The sequence below is a fragment of the Salirhabdus salicampi genome, assembly GCF_024259515.1.
Lineage (GTDB): Bacteria > Bacillota > Bacilli > Bacillales > Alkalibacillaceae > Salirhabdus_A > Salirhabdus_A salicampi.
On record NZ_JANBWE010000002.1, the window covers coordinates 724,493 to 750,797 of the forward strand.

The window sequence follows — 26,305 nt, forward strand, 5'->3', positions numbered from 1 at the left end:
TGTGACAGAGAACGGTAAAAAAATCATGAAATGGTCCATACCGTACTTAACCAGTTTTTGAGCATCTGAATATAAGTAGATAAGTACGCTTGTTCTGAGTAATTACCTTGAACATTTTGCTTCCATTCGTGGGGCATTAAGAAGGGGATATTTAGCAGGCCTTTGAACTGCATATATAAACATTCCTTTTCAATCACAGTATAAGCAAAATCTGGGAGTATAGAATAGAAGGCATTTTGTAATAAATATTGTTCTTTCGCTAAGTAGGTTACAAGAAGTTCACGTATAAACATATTATCGAAGGATAACTCCCGCTGGATAAAACAAGTGAATTGATGATGTTTTTGTTTGTATTGTATAATAGCATCAATTAAGTATAAAAAGTCACTTACATCTTCATGTAAGTTTCGTTCGAATATCTGTTGTTCCACTACATCTAAATACTCTTCGTAGTAACGAACAACTAAATATTCCAACAAACCTTGTTTATTCTTGAAGTAATAGCTTATCATGGAGACGTTCACACTGGCTTTCTTTGCAATATCTCGCACAGAAGTTCCATGGAACCCTTTCGTATAGAAAAGTTGAACGGCTGTATCAGCAACTTTTTCTTTCGTCGGTTTTATAACTTGTTCCATCGTACTTCACCCCTTTATATTACTTTCTTCCCAAATTCTTCAAATCCTTTATTTTACTTATATTTCAAGGGAAGGAAAAACTTAGTGTTAATATTATAAAAACGAGAGGGAGTTATTTATGTTTAATACTATGCAATACAATGGCACACGGGAAGAAAATTACAAACTATTACTACAACAACTAAAAGGTTTATTACACGGTGAAGAGGATGTTATTGCCAATCTTTCCAATGCTTCTTCTTTATTAAATCAATTTTTAGATGATGTAAATTGGGTAGGATTTTATCTTATGAAAAATGGTGAACTTGTTTTAGGTCCATTCCAAGGATTGCCTGCCTGTGTCCGCATTCAAGTTGGTAAAGGCGTGTGCGGAACAGCTGTTAAAGAAAACGAAACCCAGCGCGTGGCAGATGTGGAACAGTTCCCTGGACATATTGCTTGTGATGCAGCAAGTAAATCAGAAATCGTCGTCCCCATTCATGTAAATGGCGAAGTATTTGGCGTTTTAGACATTGATAGTCCAAACCTGAACCGCTTTGATGAACTTGACCAGCAATATTTAGAAGAGTTCGTGCAAGTTATAAGTGAACATTTATAAAAAAATGCCCTATAACGTATACGTTATAGGGCATTATCTGTTCGGACTAAATTTTTCCCGTCCTTTTTTGCCTTATATAAAGCCCGATCAGCACGGATAAATATATCCTTTAATTGATTATTGATTGTATGATTCCAGGAAGAAATACCACAGGATATCGTTACTTTCGGGGTCGTGGAATGAGATACTCGATTTACAAGATGATCAGCTATGATAGTGCTTTTCTCTAAAGATGAATTCGGTAAATATATAGCTAATTCTTCTCCGCCCCATCTCGCAGCAACATCATTGCTACCTATTGTATCCTGTATGATCTGAGCTACTTGAATGATGACCTTATCTCCAACGTCATGACCATAACAATCATTAATAGCCTTAAAATTATCAATATCTACAATGACAAAGGAACCTTTCATTCCTTGTCTCACATCTTCATACATCATTTCATCAAGGTGTTTCCGGGACGAAAGTTTCGTGAGGTAATCAGTTCGGACAAGGTACTCCAATTCCTCCTTTAACATAGAGTTCGTTACCGTTAAGGTGGAATGTCTAACTATTGATTGAAGGAGTTTATAAGTCTCCAATGAAAAGAAATATTTCTCCTGATGTAAGGCTATCACATACCCGATAACATTTCTTTCTTCCATCATCGGCACGATCATTACTGACTCATAAGGAACTGGAGTGCAATGTGGAATGGCTTCTTTAATCTCCCCTGTAAAAATAGACTCCCCGTTTTTAATGCGTTCATCATTAAGGAGTAACTTGCACTGTTCAATGTTCTCCTTGAAATATGTTGAGCTCTCTTCCATAAAATGAAGATTACCGTCGTCACTTTGCAGGAAGAAGCCTACTTCATCTGCATGTAAGTCCTTTTGAATTAAATGGTGTAAATACGCAAATGTTTCAGTTATATCCATTGTTGACGTTAACGTTTGGGAAGTATTATTAATAAATTGCAAATTGGATATCTTCCGCTGGGATTTTTCATATAAACTAGCTTTCTCCAGAGCACTTCCGGCAGTGTTTCCTAAAAAGGTGAAAAAATCAATAACTTGATTAGTAAAAAAGCGTGTCTCTTGTGAGATGACTTCCAGTACACCGTAAATCCCCTGTGTGCCGATTAAAGGTACAAACATATGTATCCTCTGGTTACGTATGTCATATTGAATTTCTCCAGTTAAAAAAGCTTTTGTTTCACTTTGGTCAGGAGATTGATCATATTTAATATCTTTGATTGGTAATTGATTCGCTTCCATTTGTCCTTGAGAAAGGAGTAAATATGCTTCCACGGCAGGAAATTTTTCCTTAATGGTCTTCATCATAGTTGTTAAAACATTTTTTCTATTTAATGAGGAATGAAATGTAGCCATAGTATTTGCGACGTTTGTAAACTTGTTTTGTTCTTCATCCGAGTTCAAGAAATGCTTTCTATGAACAATCATCTTTATTATTTCTGTTGCAACCATATGAAATGTTTGAATATAGCTTTGTAATTGATCTCTATCCTCAAAACCGATGAAGACGAGAGCCTCATATTTTTCTTTTTGAATTGGGATAACAACAGATTCACCGTCAAATGTACCACTTTTACAAAAGCAGTTTCCATCTAAGACATCACTTTTACCCATTTGTTCATTCTTATATGATTTCCAATCCATTTGATGAACGATATTCAATAGCGTCTCTGATGAATAAGCATTTTGTAATAGATATGAGTTCATCGGATCATGCAATAAATATATCCCTACTGTTTTTGCGTGCAATATATCTTGAACCTTTGCAACCACTCTTTCAATCATTTCTTGTACGGACAATCTATTCTCGAATTGGATATCATAGAAACTCAACTTTATTTGTTTTTTTATTTTTTCCATAGCAGACTCCTGCTTTAACATGACATATCACCTATATTATAATAGCAAGTAACATACTATTTGATTTACCTCATTCATTTTATCACAATAAGGTTTTCAATAGATAGATTCACTTCTACCATAATGTCCTCGCGTAATATTCCCTTGACTTATTCTGTCAAAAATCATATAATGACCTTTGTGTAAAATAAAAGGCAGCTTACGTGAACCAGCGTTCGCTTCATTTTGTTCCTCACAGAGGTGTACTGTGTAACTCTCTGCTGCTGGAGCGAAGGTACATGAAAACAAAATGGGCATCGTCAGAGGCTCACCCTGTTTTTATTTTATGCAAAATAATATATAAAAGGAGGAAATGCCCCATGTCTCGTTTTACGGGTTCAATATGGAAAAAATCACGTCGCTATGGCATTTCTTTGAGCGGTACAGGTAAAGAGTTAGAAAAACGCCCTTATGCACCAGGACAACATGGTCCTAACCAAAGAAGAAAGCAATCTGAATATGGTCTTCAGTTGCAGGAAAAGCAAAAACTACGCTTCATGTACGGAATTAACGAACGTCAATTCCGTCGTCTATTTGACGAAGCAGGTAAAATGAAAGGTGTTCACGGTGAGAACTTCATGATTCTTCTTGAAGCTCGTCTTGATAACCTTGTTTACCGTCTTGGATTAGCACGTACTCGTCGTCAAGCTCGTCAGCTTGTAAACCACGGTCACATCACTGTAGATGGAAGTCGTGTAGACATCCCATCTTACCGTGTACAACCTGGTCAAACAATCGGCCTACGTGAAAAGTCAAAAGACTTACAAATCGTAAAGGAAGCTATAGAAGTGAACAACTTTGTTCCTGAATACCTTTCTTTCGATGCAGAAAAGCAAGAGGGTACTTTCAACCGTTATCCTGAACGTTCAGAGTTGCCATCTGAAATTAACGAAGCACTTATCGTTGAGTTCTACTCTCGTTAATGTTCTGCTTATAAAAAACCTCAAAGTCCTAGAAATAGGTGCTTTGAGGTTTTTTCTTTATGAAACTTTAACGATGACTCTCCCTTTCGTTTTCCCTTCAAGAATCTCTGATAAGGCAGTCGGCAGTTCCTGTAAAGATACTTCTTTACTTACATCAGTCATTAAACTTTGAGGTTTAAATGCGGCCATTTTTCGCCATAGTTCTTCTCGAACCTCCATCGGGCAATAGACAGAATCGACTCCTAATAAGTTAACTCCTCGCAAAATAAATGGAAACACAGTAGTCGGAACGTTTACACCCCCTACTAAACCACTTACTGCCACAGAACCACCGTATTGAATAGAGCTTAAAATATAGGCTAATGATTTCCCCCCTACCGGGTCAACAGCTGCTATCCACCTTTGTTTGTCTAATGCCCTGATTTTATCTTTTTCTAATTCATTTCGACCAATCACTTCACTAACTCCTAAGCCTTTTAAGTAATCTGTATATTGATTACTGCCGGTGCTTGCAACTACTTGGTAGCCTTTATTAGCTAATAGTGCAGCTGCTATACTACCTACACCACCTGTGGCGCCTGTGACGAGTACTGGCCCTTGATCGTGAGATAACCCGGCCTTCTCTAGCTTGTATATTGATAATGCAGCTGTAAAACCAGCTGTACCGTAGGCCATAGCCTCCTTCATAGACAATTGTTCAGGTAACGGCACAACCCACTCTTCTTTTACCCGAGCATACTCACTATATCCCCCATAATGACTTACCCCTAATTCATATCCAGTAACTAGTACTTCATCACCCTCTTTAAATCGTTTACTTTCTGATGCAACTACAATGCCAGCTAGATCAATCCCTGGAACGAACGGATAAGATTGAACAATTTTCCCATTCGGAATTGATGCTAGTCCATCTTTATAATTGACACTTGAATATGCAACTTTAACGGTTACTTCCCCTTTCGGCAATTGGGACAATGTTAATTGCCGAACACCTACATTACAAGTATCTCCTCGTTTATCTACAACAAGGGCAGAAAACTTTTCTTTCATCATGATAACTCCTTTCCTAATGTGAAAATCTCATGTTTCACTCTGTAAAAATGACCCAAAACCTTTTTTCTAATATTCTATTTCTGTTATTCAACATCTATCACATAAAAGATATTACCTTCACATACGAAAAGACAGCCAAATAGGCTGCCTTTATTTACTGGTAACGAATTAAGAAGTATTTCTTCTTCCCACGACGAATGATAGTAAACTTACCATCGATACGATCTTTTTCGTTTACAACGTATTGCAAATCCTGCTGACGTTCACCATTAATATAGATTGCGCCATTTTGAATATCTTCACGGGCCTGTCGTTTCGATGAGGAAATCTTCGCTTCCACAAGGAGGTCAATTAATCCCTTATTTTCTTGAACAATATGAGATGGAACATCCTTAAATCCTTGCTCGATTTCTTTACCATTTAACGTTGTAACATCTCCACTAAATAAAGCTGCAGTAATTTTTTCCGCTTGTTCTAGTGCTTCACTACCATGAACGAGTTTCGTCATCTCTTCCGCCAGGCGTTTCTGAGCAATCCGTTTTTCCGGTTGAGTTGCTACTGTTTCCTCGAGTTGAGCAATTTCTTCTTTTGACAAAAATGTAAAGTAACGAATAAATTTAATGACATCACGATCATCTGTATTTACCCAAAACTGATAAAATTCGTATGGGGTTGTTTTTTCAGGGTCTAACCAAACAGCACCACCTGCTGTTTTACCAAATTTCGTACCATCCGCTTTTGTAATTAGAGGTACTGTTAACCCAAATGCTTTAGCTTGCTCTCCTTCTTCAGACGTTCTACGAATTAACTCCAAGCCTGCCGTAATATTACCCCATTGGTCACTTCCACCAATTTGCAGCGTACACCCTTGCTCTTTGTATAAATTCATAAAGTCTAATGACTGTAAAATCATGTAACTAAATTCGGTAAAGGATATACCATTTTCAATTCGTGATTCTACAGATTCTTTTGCGAGCATGTAGTTTACCCCAAAATGTTTTCCGATGTCACGTAGAAATTCAATTACATTCATTTGAGAAAGCCAGTCACGGTTATCTACAGCTACTACGCCCTCTTCGTCATTATTCGTATTTAATATGTTTGCAATTTGCTGCTTCAGCTTTGTGCTCCATTCTTCGACTACACTTTCCTCATTCAACTGACGTTCTGTATTTCTGCCACTAGGGTCACCAATTAATCCAGTTCCGCCACCAACTAATGCAATGGGCCTGTGGCCTGCTTTTTGAAATCGTTTTAACATTAAGATTGGTAACAAATGGCCAATATGTAAGCTGTCAGCTGTTGGGTCAAACCCACAGTAAAGTGAAACGGTGTCTTCCTGCAAATGTTTCGCTAAACCTTCTTCATCTGTAATCTGACTAACTAAGCCTCGTTCTTGTAAATCTTGTAAAATTTCCATTGTCGTGCCCTCCTATTGATTAGATTTCGGAAATTGCATACAAAAAAACCTCATCCCAAAAAAGGGACGAGGTATACCCGCGGTACCACCCTTGTTGCAGCTTGAATACTGCCACTTCATCGATAACGGCTTCTTTACCGTCCTAGCCTTTGGCTAGAAGACGCTCCAAAACGTAATTCGCCAACCTACTGTGTCCTGACTTGCACCAACCGTCAGGTCTCTGGAACAGGGAGTAGGTAACTACTTCATTTTTTCACTACGTAATTTTAATTTTTAGTTGTTAATTATAAATACCATATTCTTTGCAAAAAAGCAATATTTCATAATCCTACCAGTCTCTCCATTTCGTCAATTTATGTTATAATATATTTTGGTATTTTAGGAGGTTTAACCGTTATGAATAAACAAACTATAAATAAATCAAAGGAAAAATTGGCACGCATATGGCGAAATGGATCGATAGGGAAATGTTTCCGAATTTCATATGATGTGATATGGAATTTGTTATTGTTTTTCATTATTTCTGGCATTATTGTTTCATTCTTTTTAGGTGGAATTGGACTCGGATATTTTGCATCCCTTGTTAAAGACGAAGAAGTTCGAAGTTTTGCCGATATGGAACGAAGTATTTACAACTACGAAGAAACAACTTCTCTCTATTTTGCAGACCAAAAATACTTAGGGAAATTACCTTCTGATTTACACAGAGAAGAAGTAAAACTTGAAGAAGTTTCGGATCATTTAAAAAATGCTCTTATTGCGACAGAGGATGAGTATTTTTTAGAGCATAATGGAGTTGTTCCGAAGGCAATTTTAAGAGCTATTTTTCAAGAATTGACGAACTCTAACGTGAAAACTGGTGGTAGTACACTAACCCAGCAGCTCATTAAAAACCAAATCTTAACAAACGAAGTGTCCTTTGAGCGAAAAGCTAAAGAAATTTTGCTTGCGTTACGATTAGAACGTTTTTTTGATAAAGATGAAATACTGGAAGCATATTTAAACGTAGCTCCATTTGGAAGAGACTCTTCCGGAAGAAATATTGCAGGAATTCAAACAGCTGCAGAAGGTATCTTTGGAGTTAAAGCAAAAGATTTAAATATACCACAAGCCGCATTTATTGCAGGACTCCCACAAGCACCTTTTGCTTATACACCATTCCTTAACGGTGGACAGATTAAAAATGAAGAAGGTTTACAAGCCGGGTTGAATCGAATGAAATCTGTGTTAAATCGAATGCATAAAGCCGGATTCATTACAGAAAAACAATTAGAAGAAGCCCTTGAGTATGACATCGCGAGTGAACTCTCACAAGAAAAAGAATCTATCGTTCAAGAATATCCTTATTTAACGTTCGAAGTGTTAGATAGAGCAAAAGACATTATGGCGAAACATTTAGCCGGAGAAGATGGGTACACGATAGACGACTTTGAAAATAACAAAGAATTACGTAATCGTTATATGATCATTGCAGAACGTAGCTTAAGGCAAAAAGGCTATCGCATTCATACAACGATTGATAAAGACATCTACGAAAAATTTCAAGAGATCACAAAGAACTTTGAACACTTTGGACCTGATCACTCTATCGTGAAAATAAACCCTGAAACAGGTGAAAAAGAAAGTGCTATACAACCTTTAGAAGTAGGGTCCGTCTTAATCGAAAATAGTACCGGCAAAATTATCTCCTTTGTCGGTGGACGTGATTTCTTTGAGTTTAGTCAGAATAACCATGCGACAAACACAAAACGTCCAAATGGCAGTACGATGAAGCCATTGCTCGATTATGCACCTGGGATGGAATTAGGGGTTGTACAGCCCGGTTCACCTATTCCTGATGTATCATTCACTTACGAAGATAGTACGCCACACTGGTCACCGAAAAACTATACAGGTAGAGAAACAGGTTTAACTACAGCTAGAGTAGCGTTGGCAAGGTCGTACAACATTCCTGCAGCGCGGACGTATTTACAAATATTAAATCAACAACCTGCAAACTACTTATTAGATATGGGGATTACAACATTAGAAGAACAAGACATGTATAATGCTTCTTTATCCCTGGGAAGTCCACGTCAAGGATTAACAGTGGAAGAGACAGTTAATGCCTATGTTACGTTTGGGAATATGGGACAATTCATCGATGCTTACATGATTGATAAAATCGAGACAAACGATGGTGAAGTAATTTATGAGCACAACCCCGAACCTGTTGAAGTCTTTTCACCTCAAACGTCATATCTAATGATAGATATGATGAGAGATGTATTAAGATCTGGAACAGCTACGTATACTCAGTCTGCATTAAAGTATAAAAATGTTGATTGGGCCGGCAAAACAGGTACAACCCAGTTTTTCCAAGATACATGGTTTGTTGCGACGAACCCTAATGTAACGATTGGAAGTTGGATGGGGTATGACAATTATGATGCAAATGCTGATGGAAGATCAGATAAGCGGATTAACGTTCGGAATTGTTCGAACTGTACATTAGGTTATAGTAGCCGTAATCTACTATTCTGGTCTGAACTCGTCAACGCCGCGTCCGAAATTAAACCGGATTTAATGATACCATCCAGTGACTTTAAACGCCCTGGTGGATTAGAAAGAACAACGATTTGTGCCGTATCTGGGTTGCTTCCCAGTGAAGAATGTAAAGAGTTAGGTCTCACCACTACAGACTGGTTTAATGCAAAACATGTACCAAGAGAAGAGGATTACAGTATCGTAAAAGGAAACTATGTTACGATTGATGGAAAAGTATATGATGCCCTGGACGAAACCCCTGAAGAATTTACGGAAAATGGGTATTTCTTAAATATTGAATTTATTGAAGATAAGGGTTGGGATGATATCGACGACTTATCTGACCTGTTCCCAAAAGGTGATAACTGGAATAAAATTAAAATTCCATCTGAAGAAACGTTAAAAAATGATGAAAAAGCTCCATCAAAACCTAAAGAAGTAAAGATTTCAAATGATAATTTAACTTGGAAAGCATCTGGTGAAAAAGATGTGATTGGTTATCGAGTGTATGTAACCGACCAAGAAGGAGAACTGGGTACATTAATTGGAGTTACAACCGAAACAAGTTTCAAATTACAAACAAGAGACAAGGAATATTATGTCACTGCTGTAGACTTTTTCGGCCAAGAATCTTCACCATCTAAACGGATCATATACGGAACAATTGAAGACCCTGACCAACCTGATGATTTAGAAGAGGAAGAAGAAGAAGAAAAGCAGGAAGAAAATGAAGAAGAGCCAAATGAACAAAACGACGACAGCGACCAGAACAACAATGACGGTTCTGAAGAACAACAAAGTGATGATACTCCGGAAGATGATGGATCAGATGATAGTGAACAAACAAATAATGAAACTATCGATGATGATAATGAAATCATCGATCCTACTGATAATAGTTAATGTTTCTTTATCTTTAGTACGGGCCTAGAATATATTTTCTAGGCTCATTTTTTATGAATTCATCAACTTACATCTTTTCTTCATGTATAATATTTAGAAAGTGTTACTATCATTTAGGTGGTGTGGAAGTGAAACATAAAAAAAACTACCATTCTTCAACTATCCAATTGGATAATGACCAAATTGTTTTAGAAGGACCATTAAATGCCGAACAGCTATCGACATACAAATTTCATGAAGGATTAAGTGCATTTCGGCCGCCAAAAAAGCAATTTGAAGCATTGTTAAGCATTGCCAACTTTGAAGAAGGTCGTATTTTAATTGCTCGTCATCATAGTACAATTATTGGATATGTCACTTTTTTATATCCAGACCCCCTGGAGAGATGGTCCAAATTTCAAATGGAAGACTTAATCGAACTAGGAGCAATCGAAATTGCCCCACAATATAGGGGATTGAAAATTGGCTCAAATCTTCTAAAGGTTTCAATGGCAGATGATGCTATGGAAGATTATATTATTATTACAACCGAGTATTATTGGCATTGGGATTTAAAAGGAACCGGCTTATCTGTATGGGATTATAGACATGTGATGGAAAAGATGATGGGGGCAGGTGGTTTAACACCCGTTCCAACAGATGATCCTGAAATCGCATCCCATCCAGCCAACTGTTTATTAGCCAGAATAGGAAAACGTGTTTCGGAGAGGTCCATTAAAAAATTTGAGCAGTTACGCTTTCTAGGTCGATCAAACAATGAGTGGTTATAAGGAGGAGACAAGATGTTAGTTGAGGAAATTATGAATATGGAGGCGATTTCCTTACCTCCAAACGAAACAATTGAAACCGCTTTATATTTACTGAGGCAACATGATATCCACCATATACCGATTGTGAATGATAAAAAAGAAGTAATTGGCATAGTCTCAGACCGTGACATCCGCGATGCCAGACCATCAACATTACATCCATCTGAACAAAATACCCTTCAATATAAGTTACATACCATTATGACAAAACCAGTCGTTACCGTTCACCCGTTAGATTTTGTCGAAGAAGTGGCAAGTATTTTCTACGAAAAAGAAATATCATGTGTGCCTGTAACAAAACAAAATAAATTAGTAGGAATGGTTACGGAAAAAGATGTACTATATACATTAATTCAATTAACGGGCATACATGAAGTCAGTTCTCAAATCGAAGTTAAAGTGAAACATAAAATCGGTGTATTGCCTGAAATCTCCAAAATCATAAGTGAGCATAACGTTAATATCTCATCAGTGCTTGTTTATCCAGACCGAAAAGAGTCTACCAGCAAAGTCCTTGTTTTCAGAATAAACACCTTAAATCCTCTACCTGTTATACAAGACCTTAAACAGAAAGGGTATGAAGTATTATGGCCCAATTTACCAGGAGTGACAAAATGAATTGTAATGCTGGTTTCGTTTATTCTGAAAACTATACTACTTATCGCTTTCATTCCGAACACCCATTTAACCAAAAACGACTTATCTTAACGTATGATTTACTCCACCAAGCCAATGCGTTACAGCCTAACAATATAATTAAACCAAGGTTTGCTACGGATGAAGAACTTATGTTGTTTCATGATTCTAGCTATATTGAAAAAATTAAGAGAGCAAGTACTGGTAATTTAACAGAACAGGAAGGGTTAGAAATTGGTATTGGTACTGAAGATACACCGATTTTCCCTGGAATGCACGACGCATCTTCATTAATTGTAGGAGGATCGTTACAGGCGGTTGATGCGGTATTAACTGATGGTTATACACACGCTACGAATTTGGGCGGAGGTTTACACCATGGGTTTAAACGAAAAGCATCAGGATTTTGTATCTATAACGATGGAGCAGTAGCGATACAATATATACGAAAAAAATATAATTTAAAAGTATTATATGTCGATACGGATGCACATCACGGTGATGGTGTACAGTGGGCCTTTTACGATGATCCTAACGTATGTACATTATCAATACATGAAACAGGGCGCTACTTATTTCCGGGGACTGGCAACATTCATGAGCGGGGAATAAAAGAAGGATATGGTTATTCATTTAATATTCCTATTGATGCCTTTACAGAAGACGAATCCTTTTTACACGTCTACAAAGAAGCGATGACAAAGATTGTAGACTACTTTCAACCAGATATTATTGTTACACAAAATGGTGCTGATGCCCATGCCTTTGACCCTCTCACCCATTTATGCTTGACAATGAGTATATATGAGCAAATCCCAGCAATTGCCCATGAATTAGCACATCAATATTGTGACGGACGATGGATTGCATTAGGTGGCGGTGGTTATGATATATGGCGTGTTGTTCCAAGGGCTTGGGCCCAAATTTGGCAAATTATGAATGCAGGCACCCCATTTAAAGGGGAACTTCCAAAAGTGTGGTTAGATAAATGGTCAAAAGAATCTCCGGTTTCCTTACCAAGATATTGGCATGATGAACCGCAATTGTACAAGCCAATTCCAAGAAAAGATGAGATTACCGAGAAAAATCAATACATGTTAACAAAGGCGCTTCAACTTATTCGAAATAAAAATAATCATCATTTGAATGATATTAGTTAAAAAGAGGGAACCCATATGGATTCCCTCTTTTTCTCATTCAATATCTAAAATCACAATTTCAACTCGTCTGTTTTTTTGTCTATTTTCAATCGTATCGTTTTTCCTTACAGGCTTTGTATCAGCATATCCCGTTGCTTGAAACCGTTTATCTTCAAGACCATGATTTTCTATAAAATAACGGATAACACTACTAGCTCTGGCTGAAGATAACTCCCAGTTCGATGGGAATTGTGTCGTTGCAATGGGGCGGTTATCAGTATGACCTTCAACTTTAATGTTATTTGGTATTCCCCTTAATAAACGACTAACTTGATTTAGAAAAGGTTTTCCTTCTTCAGTAATATGTGCTCTACCTGATTCAAATAATACTTTTTCCTGTAATACTAGAACGACACCTTGGGTAGTACGATTGGCTTTAATGACATCGTTTAACCCTTCTTCAGTTAAAAACTGTCGAACTTTCGCCAAAAGAATGTCCAATTCGTCATCATTTTGTTCTTTTTCGACTTCATGAATTTCTTCTTCATCAGATTCAGACACTTCATCCTTCGTTTCATCGCTTTCTCTTTCACGGTAATCATCTAGTTTATGTGCCGGATAATCACCATCAATTATAGATGGATTATGATCGAAAATGACACGATCTTTATAAGATTGAGCAACAGCCTTAAATTTTTCCATATCAATTTGAGACATTGAGAAAAGTAAAATAAAGAACACTAAAATTAATGTAATTAAGTCCGCGTACGTAGTCATCCATCGTGAACTCTCTTTTGGCTTTTTCTTTGAACGATTTGGCTTATACTTCATGTGCCGTCGCCCCTGCCAATTCTTCTTCGGATTCTTCACTTAGGGATTGATTTTTTTGTTCATTTGATAGAAACGCGCTCAGTTTTTCTTCTAAAATTTTCGGATTTTGACCGGATTGAACTCCAATAACTCCTTCAATCATAATCATCTTTAAAAAGATTTCTTCATCTGTTTGATTTTCCAACTTACCGGCCATTGGTATGAAGACTAAGTTAGCTAATAAACTTCCATAAAAAGTAGTAAGTAGGGCTACGGCCATACTTGGACCGATTGTTTCGGGACTTGTTAAATTGTTTAACATTAACACGAGACCGATTAACGTTCCAATCATTCCCCAAGCCGGAGCATATTCTCCTGCTTTTTCTATAATAGCTCTACCTCGCTGGTGTCGTTCATCCATAGCCGAGATTTCTGCTTTCATGATGTCATTGATCACTTCAGGTTCAATACCATCAATCGCTAATAAAACACCTTTTTTAATGAACGGATCTTCAACCTCATCCAATTCCGATTCTAGCGCTAGTAAACCTTCTCTTCTCGCTTTTTCCGAAAGTCTGACGAATAATTGAATCAATTCTTTTACATCATGGTCATTCTTTCGGAACGCTTCTTTAAATACTTTAACGGTCATTTTCAGTTGGCGTAAATCAAAGTTTACTAATAAGGCACCGAGCAAGCCTCCTAATACAACTAAAATAGAAGAAATTTGGACAAAGGATACCATCCCTGATAGTCCGCCGTTAAAATATATCCCAAATAAAACCATTGTTAATCCAATAAATATACCGATAGGTGTTAATAAATCGCTCCGTCTCATATTCTCTCTCCCCGGTCTTAAGACATTTCTATTATATTTATCGGATCATTTTCTATTTTGTTGAACTTCTTTCAACAATTCGATGAGGTAAAATTACATTTTGATCTGTAACTTGCTCTTTATTCATAATTTTCGTTAACAAACGCATCGACACTGCTCCAATATCATACATTGGTTGTACTACCGTTGAAAGTGTTGGACGAACCATCGTAGCTAACCTTGTATTATCAAATCCAACAACTTCTATATCTTCAGGAACGCGCAATCCTCTATCTTGGATACCGTGAATGACTCCTAGTGCCATTTCATCCGTGGATACAAAAATTGCTCCAGGTTTTTCGCTTAAACTTAAAAAATATTCCACCGAATCTAATCCAGCTTGATACGTATAATCTCCTTTAAAGATAAGGTTGTCATCAATTGGCTGACCATTTTCAGTAAGGGCACGTTTATAGCCACTATTTTTTTGTGTATTCATTTCCGTATCAGCCATTCCTGCTACGAAACCAATTTTAGCATGTCCATGTTCTAACAGTAGTTGAACCGCTTCAAATGCACCTTGCTCATAGTTAATATTTACCGATGGTATTGTATTTGTATCATCAATCGTTGCTGCTAACACAACTGGAACAGGTGCACTTTCAAATTCTTTAATATGTTCATCCGTAATTTTGCCACCCATAAATACAATACCATCTACTTGTTTACCTAACATCGAGTTAATTAAATGAATTTCTTTGTCTTTGTTTTGATCAGAATTACTTAAAATAATGTTATATTTGTACATCGTCGCGATATCTTCAATTCCTCTGGCAAGTTCTGCAAAAAATATACTTGATATATCGGGAATAATAACCCCTACAGTTGTTGTTTTTTTACTAGCAAGTCCTCTTGCAACCGCGTTTGGGCGGTACCCTAACTTCTCAATGGCAGTGAGAACTTTTTTTCTTGTTGCTGGTTTTACATTTGGGTTTCCATTAACTACTCGGGAAACGGTCGCCATGGAAACATTGGCCTCTCTTGCTACATCATAAATTGTTACATTCATATTATGAAACCTCCTTGATTTATAGGCGCACATTTGATTAATGTTATAATACGACACTCTTCGCATATAAGCAATGTAAGTACATCTCTCATTTTACATATTTTACACGCTATAACGCAAAAATCGCCAACAAAAAGTTGGCGATTTTGTTTATCTTTTATTAAATTGATTTAAATCGTTCATAAATTGTTCAAACATGGGGATATCCATCTGTTGTGCAGAGTCGGATAATGCTACTGCTGGATCTGGGTGAACTTCAGCCATTACGCCATCTGCTCCTATTGCTATTGCTGCTTTAGCAGTAGGTAATAATAAGTCTCTTCGTCCTGTAGAGTGAGTTACATCAACAAGGACTGGTAAATGGGTTTCCTTTTTTAATATTGGTACAGCGGATATGTCTAACGTATTTCTTGTCGCTTTTTCATATGTGCGAATACCACGTTCACAAAGTATAATATTCTCATTTCCTCTGGACATAATATATTCTGCTGCATTGATATATTCAGAAATAGTAGCTGCTAACCCACGCTTCAATAAGACTGGTTTATTAACAGATCCTGCCGCCTTTAACAATTCGAAGTTTTGCATATTTCTTGCACCTAATTGAATTACATCGATATAATCAAGAGCTGTTTCAATATCTGCAGGATTTACAATTTCACTAATAACAGCTAAGTCATACTCATCGGCTACTTGCTTTAAAATTTGTAATCCCTCTAATCCAAGCCCTTGGAAATCATATGGTGATGTACGCGGTTTAAACGCTCCACCACGTAGTAGTTTCAATCCTTGCTTTTTAACGGCCTCCGCAACTTTGGAAACCTGGTCATAACTTTCAACAGCACACGGTCCCATAATATATTTGACTTCACCATTACCGATCTTTTCACCCTTAATCGAAACTACCGTATCTTCAGGCTTCTTTTTCCGTGATACAAGCATCGCCTTACTATGGTCGTCTTCTTGCAGCTCTAGAGCGGCTTTGAAAATTTCCTTAAATAGATGTTCAATTGTTGAATATTCAAAAGGTCCATCGTGGTGATCTAAAATGTGATCAAGCATTGCACGTTCTCTCACAGGATCAAAACGACTCATCCCTTGCTTCTCTTTAAGATCTCCTATTTCTTGTACTAATTTCCCTCGCTTGTTAATGAGTTTTAACAAGTCAACGTTAACTTCATCCAGTTCTCTTCTCAGCTCATCTAACCCTTTGTTCGTCAACTTAAACGCCTCCATCTTCTTTTTTTCATAAAGTCAAATTTATATGGTTCTTTAAAATAATTAGAGATAATTATATCGAAAATTTCTAGTTATGTCACCACTACTTTAAAAACTTTTCAAAGATTCATATATCTAATAAATATAATGATTGTTCACGTGATGAGTGGTCCATTTGTTTTCGTAAGATTCAATATGGTTGTACTAGCTTTACATGTCACCTACTGATTTTCTCGTTTTATTTGATCGTGAGCCGCAGCATGTAACGCCTCTTTTGTTATATTCCAATGAGATGTATGCCAAACAACTTCTTTTCCATGAAACAATAGCGCCTGTGGAGATTCATGTTTCACATCAAACGTTTCTGCTATATGGTTTGATAATGGTCTTGCCTCTTGTACATATAATACATACTGTGGTATTTCAGCTTCTTCCCAAAATCTTTCATATTGTTCTTTCGCCTCACTACTGATTGGGCAAGTTAAGCTATGCTTTAATAAGAAAAAAGTATGTTGTTGCTCTAATACTTCCTGAAACTGTTCTGTTTTTTCAATTACGTTAACTCCCATTTTCCATCCCTCCACAACTTTATGTAAAAAAAGATTGTTGATTATAAATGTAGCATAATCAACAATCCTTGTTCAAAATTTTCGTTATGAACTATTAGTTTTTATCAAGTTCATTTGCTGCTTCTTCAATTGTATCCGCAATATCCTTCGCAGTTTCGACAGATTCATTTTCAACATCAGAACGAATTTGGTTTACACGATCCTCTATAACACCCTTTGTATCCTTCAACTTTTCTCCAATATCCTTCGATCTTTCGGACAAGTTTTGCGTTAAGTGTGTAGACTTTTCCTTAGCCATTTCACTCCATTGTGTTCCTTTTTCATAAGCCACGTCTTTCCAGTCCTCAGCACGTTCACGTACATAACTTGCGCTCTGGTTTAAATCTTCTCGAAGTTCTTTCCCAGATTTAGGTGCTAACAGTAATGCTGCAGATGCGCCTACAATCCCACCAATTAAAGTACCCAATAAAAAGTCTTTACTATTGATGTTTTCATTATTTTCTCTCTCACTCATGATAAATCCTCCTTTTTTGTATCAACAGGTTTTTTATATCTTTTCCATAGGTCAATGGCAGCTTGTCCCCATGTAACCACTTGTGCTGCATTGCCTTTATGGGTTTCAGCTGATGTTACAATTTCATTTGAAACAGATTCTATAGAGCGGTTAAATTGGTGAACCGAATCCCCAATTCCATATATACCATCGACTAGATGATTTAATTTTTCGGACTTTTTTTGAATATCTTCTGTAAGTTGATTTGCTTTGTTAAGTAGTGCAGTACTTTCAACCGTTATGCCCTCCATTTGTTTCTGGAGGCTGTCCAAAGACTCTGCTACTTCAGTCAATGTATTTCTTGCAGCCTTTAGTGTGCCCGCTAAATAAATAACTAAAACGGCAAATGCAATAGCTGCAATTAAGGCTGAAATGTAAAGCAAGTTTACCATAACCTGATTCACTCCTTATTATGTATTTATATATAATCTATACCTCCAGTTGTCATTCGTCAAACTTCGTATTTCTTTGTGAAAAAGCTACATATGTTCTCTTCGGCAAAAACCTATATTTATAAGGTGACACACCACGACTTGCAATATACAGGATACGTTAAAAAGATTGTATCATCTAATGGAACATGTTTCCATCTCTTCTCTTTAAAGAAAAACCCTATGCTACGTGCATAGGGGATGAATTATACTTGTTCATATGCTTCCTGAAATTTTTGGATATCACCTGCGCCCATAAAAATTAAGACGCTATTTCCATACTCTTTCAACACCGTTGTCTCTTCAATTTGCAAAAGTTGTGAACCATCAATTTTACTTTGTAAATCTTCAATCTTTAACATATTGTTATTTTCTCTGGCAGAGCCAAATATATCACATAAGAAAACATAGTCTGCCTTTTGTAAACTGCTAGCAAAATCTTCTAAAAATGTTTTCGTTCTCGTGAACGTATGTGGCTGGAAAATGGCTACAATATCTTTATTCGGGTATTTTTTTCTAGCTGCTTCGATCGTTACTTCAATTTCTTTCGGATGATGAGCATAATCATCAATCAATACTTGATCGTGTTTCCACTGTTTCTCCGAGAATCGGCGTTTCACCCCTGCAAAGGTATAAATCGATTTAATTTGTTCAGCAGGAATTTGTTCATAGTGACATAAGGTAATGACAGCGAGTGCATTGAGTACGTTATGATCACCGTAACTTGAAATAAGGAATGTTTCATAAAATGTACCACGGATAAACACATCAAATTGTGTTCCTTCTTCCGAAACATTCACATTTTTCGCTTGAAAGTCATTTCCTTCTGCAAAACCGTAATACATAACAGGAACTTTTGCCTGAATGTGCTGTAATTGTTCATCATCGCCACATGCAATAATGCCCTTTTTCACTTGCATTGCCATCTCTTGAAAAGCATTAAATACATCTTCTAAATTCGTAAAATAATCAGGGTGATCAAAATCAATATTTGTCATAATCGCATAATCAGGTTTGTACGCTAAAAAATGTCGGCGGTACTCACAAGCTTCAAAAACGAAATATTTACTGTTTTCTCGTCCAGACCCTGTTCCGTCGCCTATTAAATATGACGTAGGCGCTACTTGTTTCAGTACGTGGGATAGTAATCCTGTCGTGGATGTCTTTCCATGTGTACCTGTAACACCAATGCTAATATACTGTTGAAGCCACTCACCTAAAAATTCATGGTACCAATAAAAAGGTATATTAAGTTCTTTTGCTTTTTTTACCTCTTCATGTTCCTCATTAAAAGCATTTCCTGCAATAATGGTTAGCCCTTCTGTTATGTTCTCTTCAGAAAAGGGTAATATTTTAATTTGTTTTTCTTCCAACGCTGCCTGTGTAAAAAAACGTTTTTCAACATCAGACCCTTGGACGTTTTCGCCAGCGTCAGCTAAAATTTGAGCAAGGGCGCTCATTCCTGTACCTTTTATACCAATAAAGTGGTAAGTTGTCATATAAATTGAACCTCCACACATTGATGATTCTGAATTATTATATGTATCTGCCTAATACATTGGGAATCATGCTTACCGATTTATTATATCAGATAACACCACAAGAGTGAATGTAAGAAAAAAGAAAGATTAACATTGATGTTAATCTTTCTCTGGAATATACTCTACCCGTTCTAATCGTGGGTTTGGTCTATATCTTCTTCCTTCTTTTGCTTCCGCTTCTCCATTTAACAATACGTTATCACCAGTGAAGCTTGTCGTGATCTTTAACAAGCTTGAGCCAACACCATAAATATCGATTGGTACATTCATTTCCTCAAACTCCCGGATACGCTCTTCGTTAAAGCCACCACTTGCTACAATCTTCACATGGTCAAAACCTTCATCATTTAATGCGCGACGTAATGCAAATATAAGCTCAGGGTTTACACCACGTGGATCAAAACTACCCATTAAATGCTGATTACGGAAAAAGTACTTGTCTACTAATGTTCTAGAGGTATCAACCCGAACAGCCTTCAGCTCATCACCAAATTCCCGTGCAACTTTCAAAGAGTCCGTAATTACGTCATTGTTGTAATCTACAAGTGCGATTAAATCATCATCAGGATATTTTTTGTTGTATGCCTTTGTCGCTGCAACAACATCCCCTTTAAACATTTGAATGAGAGCATGTGGCATCGTTCCCATTCCTTTTTTTCCCCACCATTCGTTCATCGCGTGAGTAGCCTGGGCAGTTGAACCACCTATGTATGCAGCATAACCGTCTCCTGCTTGCTGGGTAAAGTGATCGTCACGATCCCCCATAAATATAATCGGTTTTTGTTTGCCTGAGGTTCTGGCAGCTTTTACGACATTGTACACATTCGTCGCAACAGATGTTCTACGGGCTAAAATTCCGTCAATGATTCCTTCTAAATAACCATAATACTGATAAGGGCCTGTAACGGTTAGTACAGTTTCAAAAGGGGAAACTTTATCACCATCCTTTAATGAATGAATTTCCAACTCTTCAGGATGATCAGCAAATGTATGAAGTAAAGCGATTGCTTCATCGGTTCCACAAAGGACAGCGTGATTTTTTTGGAAAAATTGCATTGTCACGTAGTTATCAGGTATGCAATCTTCAACAATTTCCTTCGTTTTAAGGAAGTAAACTGCGGAAAACCAACCTTCTTGGACCCGTTCATCAAACTTAAACGTCTTATTTGTTAACCGTTTTATTTTTCCTTTCGCTTTCAGCTCGAATTCTTTCATTGTGTAATCCCTCTTCTATTTTCACAGTATGGTCGCTGTTTTTTATCATAGTATATTTTAACATAAATGGACAAGTTACGTACGTTAGCTTTTTTCTTGTCACATCAAACCTTATTTTTCCAAGGAAATGGAAATTTCATTACCAGTTTTCTAACATTGCTTCCGTCTGCTCACGGTTCATTAATAGTTCCCGTGGTTTACTACCGTTTTGAGGTGTGATAATTCCTAATTGTTCAAGTCGGTCTATTAATTTTGCTGCCCGATTATAGCCAACACTAAATTGACGTTGCACCATGGAAGTGCTTGCTTTTTCCATATCGAGTACAAAATCAATTACATCATATAACAATTCATCTTCATCGTCCACAAGAGTATTTTGCTCTTCTATCAATTGTTCTTCACGAAATATATATTGGGGTGAAGACTGTTGTCTTAAATATTCTGTAACTTGTTCAATTTCCTCATCCGATACAAACGCACCTTGTATTCGTGTAGGTTTACCACTTCCATTGGATAAAAAGAGCATATCACCTTTTCCTAACAATTTTTCTGCCCCGTTCGTATCTATAATCGTTCTAGAATCTACTTGAGAAGACACACTAAACACCATTCGTGTAGGTATGTTGGCCTTAATTAAACCTGTGACAACATCAACTGATGGACGTTGAGTAGCCAATAGCAGATGCATACCACATGCCCTTGCTTTTTGTGCAATCCGGCAAATAGCGTCCTCTACATCTCTCGGTGATACCATCATAAGATCTGCTAATTCATCAATGACAATGACAAGAAAGGGAAGTTTTTCCTCATTGCTTACTTTACGATTATATCGCTCAATATCACGCACCCCTAGTTGGGCAAACTTTTCATAACGACTTTCCATTTCCTTAACAGCCCATTTTAATGACGTCGTAGCTGCCTTTGCATCTGTAATAACTGGGGCCACTAAATGAGGTATATCGTTATAAGGTGCTAACTCCACCATCTTAGGATCAATTAATAGAAATTTGACTTCATCCTCACTTGCCTTAAAAAGAAGGCTTAATAAGATCGTATTAATACAGACGCTTTTTCCTGACCCCGTAGCACCAGCGATTAAGCCGTGAGGCATCTTTTGTAAATCCGTGACAACTGTTTCCCCCTCGATGTCTTTCCCTAAGGCAACAGTCAGAGGGGACGAATGATCCTTAAACTTCGGATCATCTAACAATTCACTTAATCCTACAGGTTCAGGCTCTTGGTTTGGTACTTCAATTCCAATTGCATGCTTACCAGGAATCGGGGCTTCCATCCTTATGTCCTTTGCCGCTAAATTAAGTTTTATATCGTCAACGAGTTTCGTAATTTTGTTAACTTTCACCCCTAGATCAGGCTGTACTTCAAATCTGGTCACAGTCGGTCCTTTCATCACATTCGTCACTTTCGCTTTTACATTGAAATGTTCCAGAGTTATTTCTAACCGCTCTTTTTGGTCATGAATCCATGTTTGATCTTCATCATCGTTTAAGGGTGCTTCTTTTAGTAAGTGGTATGGAGGCTGCGTTCGCTCCACACTTTCCTCATGCTTATTAAACATGCGATGTTCCACAACCTTGTCTTGAAAATGTACAATATCTTCATTTTCATTATTCGAATGTGATGTTTGTTCACTACTCTCGACAACAGTAGGTTGTTTTTTTACATGCTCTCTTATTGTAGTCGGTGGTTTAATAGGCTTTACCGTGTGATTGTTTTGGGAATGTGGTAGCTTTTCTTGATTCTCTAGATGGTAACTGCTTCGGTCAACTTGTAAAAATTCCTTCGGATTGATCGTAGTCTCTTCCCTATTATTTTCTTTTTGAACACGTGTTTCCTTACGAACAAAACTTGGAACTTCTTCTATTTCCTGAATTTCATCGACGAGGGAATGATCCTTTTTCTTTTGAAATCCATATATTGGTGATGGTACATCCGTCGGTCTAAATAACGGCCTATCATAGTCTGTGTGCTGTTTATGTTGTTGCACCTTTTCATCCGTCACCGGATAACGGTCTCGTTTCCTACTTTCTTTATTCGGTCTTTCATCATCCGGGATGATCGGAAAGCGAAATGACCCTTTCTTTGGATACTGATAAGACATTTTCGCTTGAACAATTTTCTTAGCGTTAGATGTATCGTCACGTTCATATCCTGTTAATGCGCTACTGTCTTCTTCGTCTTTTAACCAATTTTGTAACCAATGGATTATCCGGTTGACTTTCATCCCCATCACTCTTTCTTTTCAAAATCTTTATCATAAAGAAAAACCGCTTATAAGCGGCTTTTCGTTAAAATCCATATGGTGCACCTATTTCAGCATTTTCATCCAATACCAAAATCCCTTTTTCTTTTGGTGCGTCTGGTAAATTTAGCTCTTTAGCTGAACAAATCATACCATGTGAAGGGACACCCCTTAATTCCGTCGCCTTAATTTGCATTCCACTTGGCATAATGGCTCCTACTTTTGCCACCACTACCTTTTGTCCTTCGTCAACATTCGGGGCACCGCATACAATTTGTAACGTTTCGTCACCTACGTCAACTTTACATACACTTAATTTATCAGCATTTTCATGTTGCACTTTTTCTTTCACTAGGCCAACAACAAACCTCGGTGATAAATCAACATCAATCTTTTCGTCTAATCCGTTCTGTTTGAAAACGTCATGAATCTGCGTTAAAAATTTCTCGGTAATCTCTACCGGACTATTTTTTATAGTTAAATATTTTGATGCTTGAAAAATATTATAGCCTACTACTTCATTCTGTTCCGTATCAATTATTTTGACAACATCTCCATATGTCTCATAAGAACGGAACAATTGGTTCCCATCCTTTACTGGGATTACGAGTACATCTCCAATGCCACCTCTGTTATAAAAAGCTTGCATAGTACGTTCTCCTTTTCTTATTCGTTTTCCTCTTTTTTACGATTTTTTGCCATAATAAAGATTGGATTTAACTGTTTTTCTTCATAGAGAAATGCTAATGACGTAATAGGGACACGCCCTTCTGCAAAAAATTGCATAGTCATTTGAGCCAATATATCGTAACCTGTCGGGTTCTTCACATCAACAAAAATGCAGACGTCTTGATGTGGAACGGCTATTGCCAATTCTCCCTCCGTCTTTTCTTCCATCTCTTCCAGCAATGATTCATTTAAAATACGACTCGCGTCATACCCATCTTTAGTCGCGATGAAGTAAAAGGTATTTCCGGCAACCTCATCTTTTTTTATAGGTGTTGATAATGATCGAATATTAAATTTCGCCACTTCTTTAATACGTTCTTCAGTCCACTGTTCTTGTTCCAACATCTTTTTATCTATTAAACGGTATGATTTCCCTAAATCTAACGCATAGAAAATGCGTGTTTCAGCCGTATGTTCAGAGTAAATTAATTCTTTTTCATTTTTCGTTTCGATTGGAAATGAAGTAGAACGAATGACAGGAAGGATTTGCTTTTCCTTTCCAGATAAGTTTTGTTCATCGTGCATAACGTGAAGTGCTTCTGCGATGTAATCAACAATTTCATCGACTGCCTTCTCTTTTCGTTCTTCCCATTTGGCTATAATACCTGGTAACGATATATCAATTCCCATCTTCGTATCTTTCCATTCAATTCGTAACGTATCTTTATCCTTATTAAATACTGTTTTCCATTGCTCATTTTGCAAACGACTTTCTAGTAGCCGTTTCATTTTAATACTTGTCATTTTCATTTATGATTCCTCCTTCTTAAAGATGGAAGGAAAATGAACTACATGTTATTGTAGCACGAAAGAACTGCTTAAAAAAGTGAATGAGAATGCCTTCTACTATCACTCGTTTAATGTTAATTTCATATCCCCTTGTTTAATCCACCCTATTCTTCTTAACCATTCTGATAGTATCAAACTAATGACGGCAGGACCAACAATATGTAATAGTAAAATAATCCAAACGTTCTCCCAAGATAATCCCATTGTTTCAAGTGTCATTAATTGACCTACAAATCCACTAGTCCCCATTCCTGCACCATATGCGTTATTCTCCAATTGAAACCAAACTGTTGAGAACGGAGCTAATATAATTCCAGCAACCGTAGGCGGTATGAGAATAATCGGTTTTCGAATAACATTCGCTATTTGTAACATCGAGGTACCTATCCCCTGGGCAATTAGACCTCCAAATCCATTCTCTCGGTAACTGCTAATGGCAAAACCAACCATTTGGGCAGAACATCCTATTGTCGCTGCTCCAGCAGCTAATCCATTTAAATCTAACATAATTGCTATAGCTGCACTTGATATAGGGGCTGTTAACGCCAAGCCCATTAAAACCGCTACAAGAATTCCCATTATAAACGGACGTTGAGTTGTAGCCCACTCGATTGTACTTCCGAACCCAATCATAAAGCTATTAATATATGGGCCAACAAATGACCCAACCATATACCCCGTGAAAATGGTGACAAAGGGGGTTATAAGAATATCCACTTTTGTTTCTTGACTAACCACTTTCCCTACTTCAATGGAAACAAGGGCAGCTAAAAAACTTCCAGCAGGTCCACCTAATTCCGCTCCGAAAGCACCACTAAATAATGCTGAAAACAACACAAGCGGCGGAGCTTTTAAAGCGTAAGCAATCGCAACTCCAATTGCTCCTCCCCAAACCTTCTTGTCCATTGCAAATGAACCCATTTCAATAAATGTTTCATTAGAAAATTCATTACCAATCGTTTGAATAATAAGCCCAATAATTAAAGATGAGAACAGACCAAGGGCCATATAACTTAAAGCTTTTACAAAATAGTCTTTTAAAGAAAGTGTAACACCTTTTCTTTGTAAAAATGCTTTCATCCGTATCCCCCTTCTCCCTTCCGAATTATCATAACGAATTATTCTATGAAAAACAACGCCCTTCTACATCTTTATCCACTAGCCTATAAGAAAAAAGCAACACCATTAGGTATTGCTTTCATTTAAAACGACAGAACGTACAATTCTCATCATTTTTTCTGCTTCTTCTTCCAAGTCTGCTTTATTCGTTAACGTTTTTAACTTGACTCCGCCAATGCCAACTTGTAGGTCATACATATCTTCCGTTTTATAAGGTAAAACGGATATATACCCAAAACGGTCATTCTCTTGGAAGGATTTTAACAGTAGATGATTTTCTTCCTTCTCAACCTCTTGATAGAGTAATTGACTCATCTCATTTTCAAATTGGCTGTAAAATAGAAGATATGTACCACCTTTAGATTCTAATACGACATTGTTATCAGAACTTCCCTTAATTTCTAATTCCTCTGGAAGATACAACGTCACGTCATCGATGGTCTGATTTGTTTCAACAGGTTTATCCTTAAAAACTGCTTCTGCAGACTCTTCTGCATTTTTCAAGACCTGTTCTTCAGACAATAATGAACAACCAGCGAGAATGACAAACAAAATTAACAATAAATATTTATATCGGTACATATGTTATATTCCCTCCACACGATCACAAACTCTAGTATTCTA

General features: G+C 37.1%; 24 protein-coding genes and 1 other annotated feature. Of the genes, 6 read left to right on the plus strand and 18 right to left on the minus strand.

The window, feature by feature from the left end; genetic code table 11:
• Positions 1-23: 23 nt before the first annotated feature.
• Positions 24-638: a forespore capture DNA-binding protein RefZ gene (gene refZ / locus NLW78_RS09815; protein WP_254496880.1), complete on the minus strand. Its 615-nt coding sequence runs from the start codon at positions 636-638 to the stop codon at positions 24-26.
• 118 nt (positions 639-756) lie between these two features.
• On the opposite strand from refZ, the gene NLW78_RS09820 reads away from it, so the two are divergent.
• Positions 757-1,236 carry a GAF domain-containing protein gene (locus tag NLW78_RS09820; RefSeq protein WP_254496882.1) on the plus strand — a complete coding sequence of 160 codons (480 nt, stop codon included), beginning with the start codon at positions 757-759 and terminating at the stop codon, positions 1,234-1,236.
• Positions 1,237-1,259: 23 nt separating this feature from the next.
• Here the strand turns inward: NLW78_RS09820 and NLW78_RS09825 are convergent, their stop codons facing one another.
• Complete coding sequence (locus NLW78_RS09825) at positions 1,260-3,113, minus strand: sensor domain-containing diguanylate cyclase (protein WP_254496883.1); 1,854 nt, start codon at positions 3,111-3,113, stop codon at positions 1,260-1,262.
• Positions 3,114-3,472: 359 nt separating this feature from the next.
• Here NLW78_RS09825 and rpsD point away from each other — a divergent pair, with 359 nt between their 5' ends.
• On the plus strand, positions 3,473-4,075 hold the full coding sequence (rpsD, locus tag NLW78_RS09830; RefSeq protein WP_254496885.1) for a 30S ribosomal protein S4: 603 nt from the start codon (positions 3,473-3,475) through the stop codon (positions 4,073-4,075).
• 57 nt (positions 4,076-4,132) lie between these two features.
• Here rpsD and NLW78_RS09835 read toward each other — a convergent pair whose 3' ends face one another.
• The gene (locus NLW78_RS09835; RefSeq protein ID WP_254496886.1) at positions 4,133-5,125 is read right to left on the minus strand and encodes an acrylyl-CoA reductase family protein; all 993 of its coding nucleotides are present in this window, start codon (positions 5,123-5,125) and stop codon (positions 4,133-4,135) included.
• A gap of 157 nt (positions 5,126-5,282) precedes the next feature.
• The gene (gene tyrS, locus NLW78_RS09840; protein WP_254496888.1) at positions 5,283-6,548 is read right to left on the minus strand and encodes a tyrosine--tRNA ligase; all 1,266 of its coding nucleotides are present in this window, start codon (positions 6,546-6,548) and stop codon (positions 5,283-5,285) included.
• A 59-nt stretch (positions 6,549-6,607) separates the two neighbouring features.
• Positions 6,608-6,814 (minus strand) — a binding site (T-box leader).
• 130 nt (positions 6,815-6,944) lie between these two features.
• Here tyrS and NLW78_RS09845 point away from each other — a divergent pair.
• The 4 genes from NLW78_RS09845 (at position 6,945) to NLW78_RS09860 (ending at position 12,582) form a co-directional block, all read left to right on the plus strand.
• Complete coding sequence (locus NLW78_RS09845; RefSeq protein WP_254496890.1) at positions 6,945-9,977, plus strand: transglycosylase domain-containing protein; 3,033 nt, start codon at positions 6,945-6,947, stop codon at positions 9,975-9,977.
• Between the two features lie 128 nt (positions 9,978-10,105).
• A complete protein-coding gene (locus NLW78_RS09850; RefSeq protein ID WP_254496891.1) occupies positions 10,106-10,747 on the plus strand; it encodes a GNAT family N-acetyltransferase in 642 nt (213 codons plus the stop codon).
• Positions 10,748-10,759: 12 nt separating this feature from the next.
• Positions 10,760-11,404, plus strand: a complete 645-nt coding sequence (locus NLW78_RS09855; RefSeq protein ID WP_254496892.1) for an acetoin utilization AcuB family protein — start codon at positions 10,760-10,762, stop codon at positions 11,402-11,404.
• Complete coding sequence (locus NLW78_RS09860; RefSeq protein WP_254496893.1) at positions 11,401-12,582, plus strand: acetoin utilization protein AcuC; 1,182 nt, start codon at positions 11,401-11,403, stop codon at positions 12,580-12,582. The genes NLW78_RS09855 and NLW78_RS09860 overlap by 4 nt, the downstream gene beginning before the upstream one ends.
• Before the next feature lie 33 nt (positions 12,583-12,615).
• Here the strand turns inward: NLW78_RS09860 and motS are convergent, their stop codons facing one another.
• The 14 genes from motS to NLW78_RS09930 form a co-directional block, all read right to left on the minus strand.
• Positions 12,616-13,392 (minus strand): flagellar motor protein MotS, encoded by a 777-nt coding sequence (gene motS / locus NLW78_RS09865; protein WP_254496895.1) that lies wholly within the window; start codon positions 13,390-13,392, stop codon positions 12,616-12,618.
• Positions 13,382-14,209 (minus strand): flagellar motor protein MotP, encoded by an 828-nt coding sequence (gene motP / locus NLW78_RS09870; protein WP_254496896.1) that lies wholly within the window; start codon positions 14,207-14,209, stop codon positions 13,382-13,384. Before motP ends, motS begins: the two co-directional genes overlap by 11 nt.
• Before the next feature lie 52 nt (positions 14,210-14,261).
• Positions 14,262-15,257 (minus strand): catabolite control protein A, encoded by a 996-nt coding sequence (ccpA, locus tag NLW78_RS09875; RefSeq protein WP_254496897.1) that lies wholly within the window; start codon positions 15,255-15,257, stop codon positions 14,262-14,264.
• A 150-nt stretch (positions 15,258-15,407) separates the two neighbouring features.
• Positions 15,408-16,478: a bifunctional 3-deoxy-7-phosphoheptulonate synthase/chorismate mutase gene (locus tag NLW78_RS09880; protein WP_254496899.1), complete on the minus strand. Its 1,071-nt coding sequence runs from the start codon at positions 16,476-16,478 to the stop codon at positions 15,408-15,410.
• A 218-nt stretch (positions 16,479-16,696) separates the two neighbouring features.
• Positions 16,697-17,044: a bacillithiol system redox-active protein YtxJ gene (gene ytxJ, locus NLW78_RS09885; RefSeq protein ID WP_254496901.1), complete on the minus strand. Its 348-nt coding sequence runs from the start codon at positions 17,042-17,044 to the stop codon at positions 16,697-16,699.
• Positions 17,045-17,138: 94 nt separating this feature from the next.
• Positions 17,139-17,558, minus strand: a complete 420-nt coding sequence (locus NLW78_RS09890) for a YtxH domain-containing protein (RefSeq protein ID WP_254496903.1) — start codon at positions 17,556-17,558, stop codon at positions 17,139-17,141.
• Positions 17,555-17,989 carry a DUF948 domain-containing protein gene (locus NLW78_RS09895; RefSeq protein ID WP_254496905.1) on the minus strand — a complete coding sequence of 145 codons (435 nt, stop codon included), beginning with the start codon at positions 17,987-17,989 and terminating at the stop codon, positions 17,555-17,557. Before NLW78_RS09895 ends, NLW78_RS09890 begins: the two co-directional genes overlap by 4 nt.
• Positions 17,990-18,234: 245 nt before the next feature.
• Complete coding sequence (gene murC / locus NLW78_RS09900; protein WP_254496906.1) at positions 18,235-19,527, minus strand: UDP-N-acetylmuramate--L-alanine ligase; 1,293 nt, start codon at positions 19,525-19,527, stop codon at positions 18,235-18,237.
• A 141-nt stretch (positions 19,528-19,668) separates the two neighbouring features.
• Positions 19,669-20,784 (minus strand): nicotinate phosphoribosyltransferase, encoded by a 1,116-nt coding sequence (locus NLW78_RS09905; protein ID WP_254496908.1) that lies wholly within the window; start codon positions 20,782-20,784, stop codon positions 19,669-19,671.
• A 139-nt stretch (positions 20,785-20,923) separates the two neighbouring features.
• Complete coding sequence (locus tag NLW78_RS09910; protein WP_254496910.1) at positions 20,924-23,026, minus strand: DNA translocase FtsK; 2,103 nt, start codon at positions 23,024-23,026, stop codon at positions 20,924-20,926.
• A gap of 64 nt (positions 23,027-23,090) precedes the next feature.
• Positions 23,091-23,693, minus strand: a complete 603-nt coding sequence (gene ytpR, locus NLW78_RS09915) for a YtpR family tRNA-binding protein (RefSeq protein ID WP_254496911.1) — start codon at positions 23,691-23,693, stop codon at positions 23,091-23,093.
• A gap of 17 nt (positions 23,694-23,710) precedes the next feature.
• On the minus strand, positions 23,711-24,523 hold the full coding sequence (locus NLW78_RS09920; RefSeq protein ID WP_254496913.1) for a DUF1444 domain-containing protein: 813 nt from the start codon (positions 24,521-24,523) through the stop codon (positions 23,711-23,713).
• A gap of 99 nt (positions 24,524-24,622) precedes the next feature.
• Positions 24,623-25,642 carry a PTS sugar transporter subunit IIC gene (locus NLW78_RS09925; RefSeq protein WP_254496914.1) on the minus strand — a complete coding sequence of 340 codons (1,020 nt, stop codon included), beginning with the start codon at positions 25,640-25,642 and terminating at the stop codon, positions 24,623-24,625.
• 105 nt (positions 25,643-25,747) lie between these two features.
• Positions 25,748-26,263 (minus strand): hypothetical protein, encoded by a 516-nt coding sequence (locus tag NLW78_RS09930; protein ID WP_254496916.1) that lies wholly within the window; start codon positions 26,261-26,263, stop codon positions 25,748-25,750.
• Between the last annotated feature and the right edge of the window lie 42 nt (positions 26,264-26,305).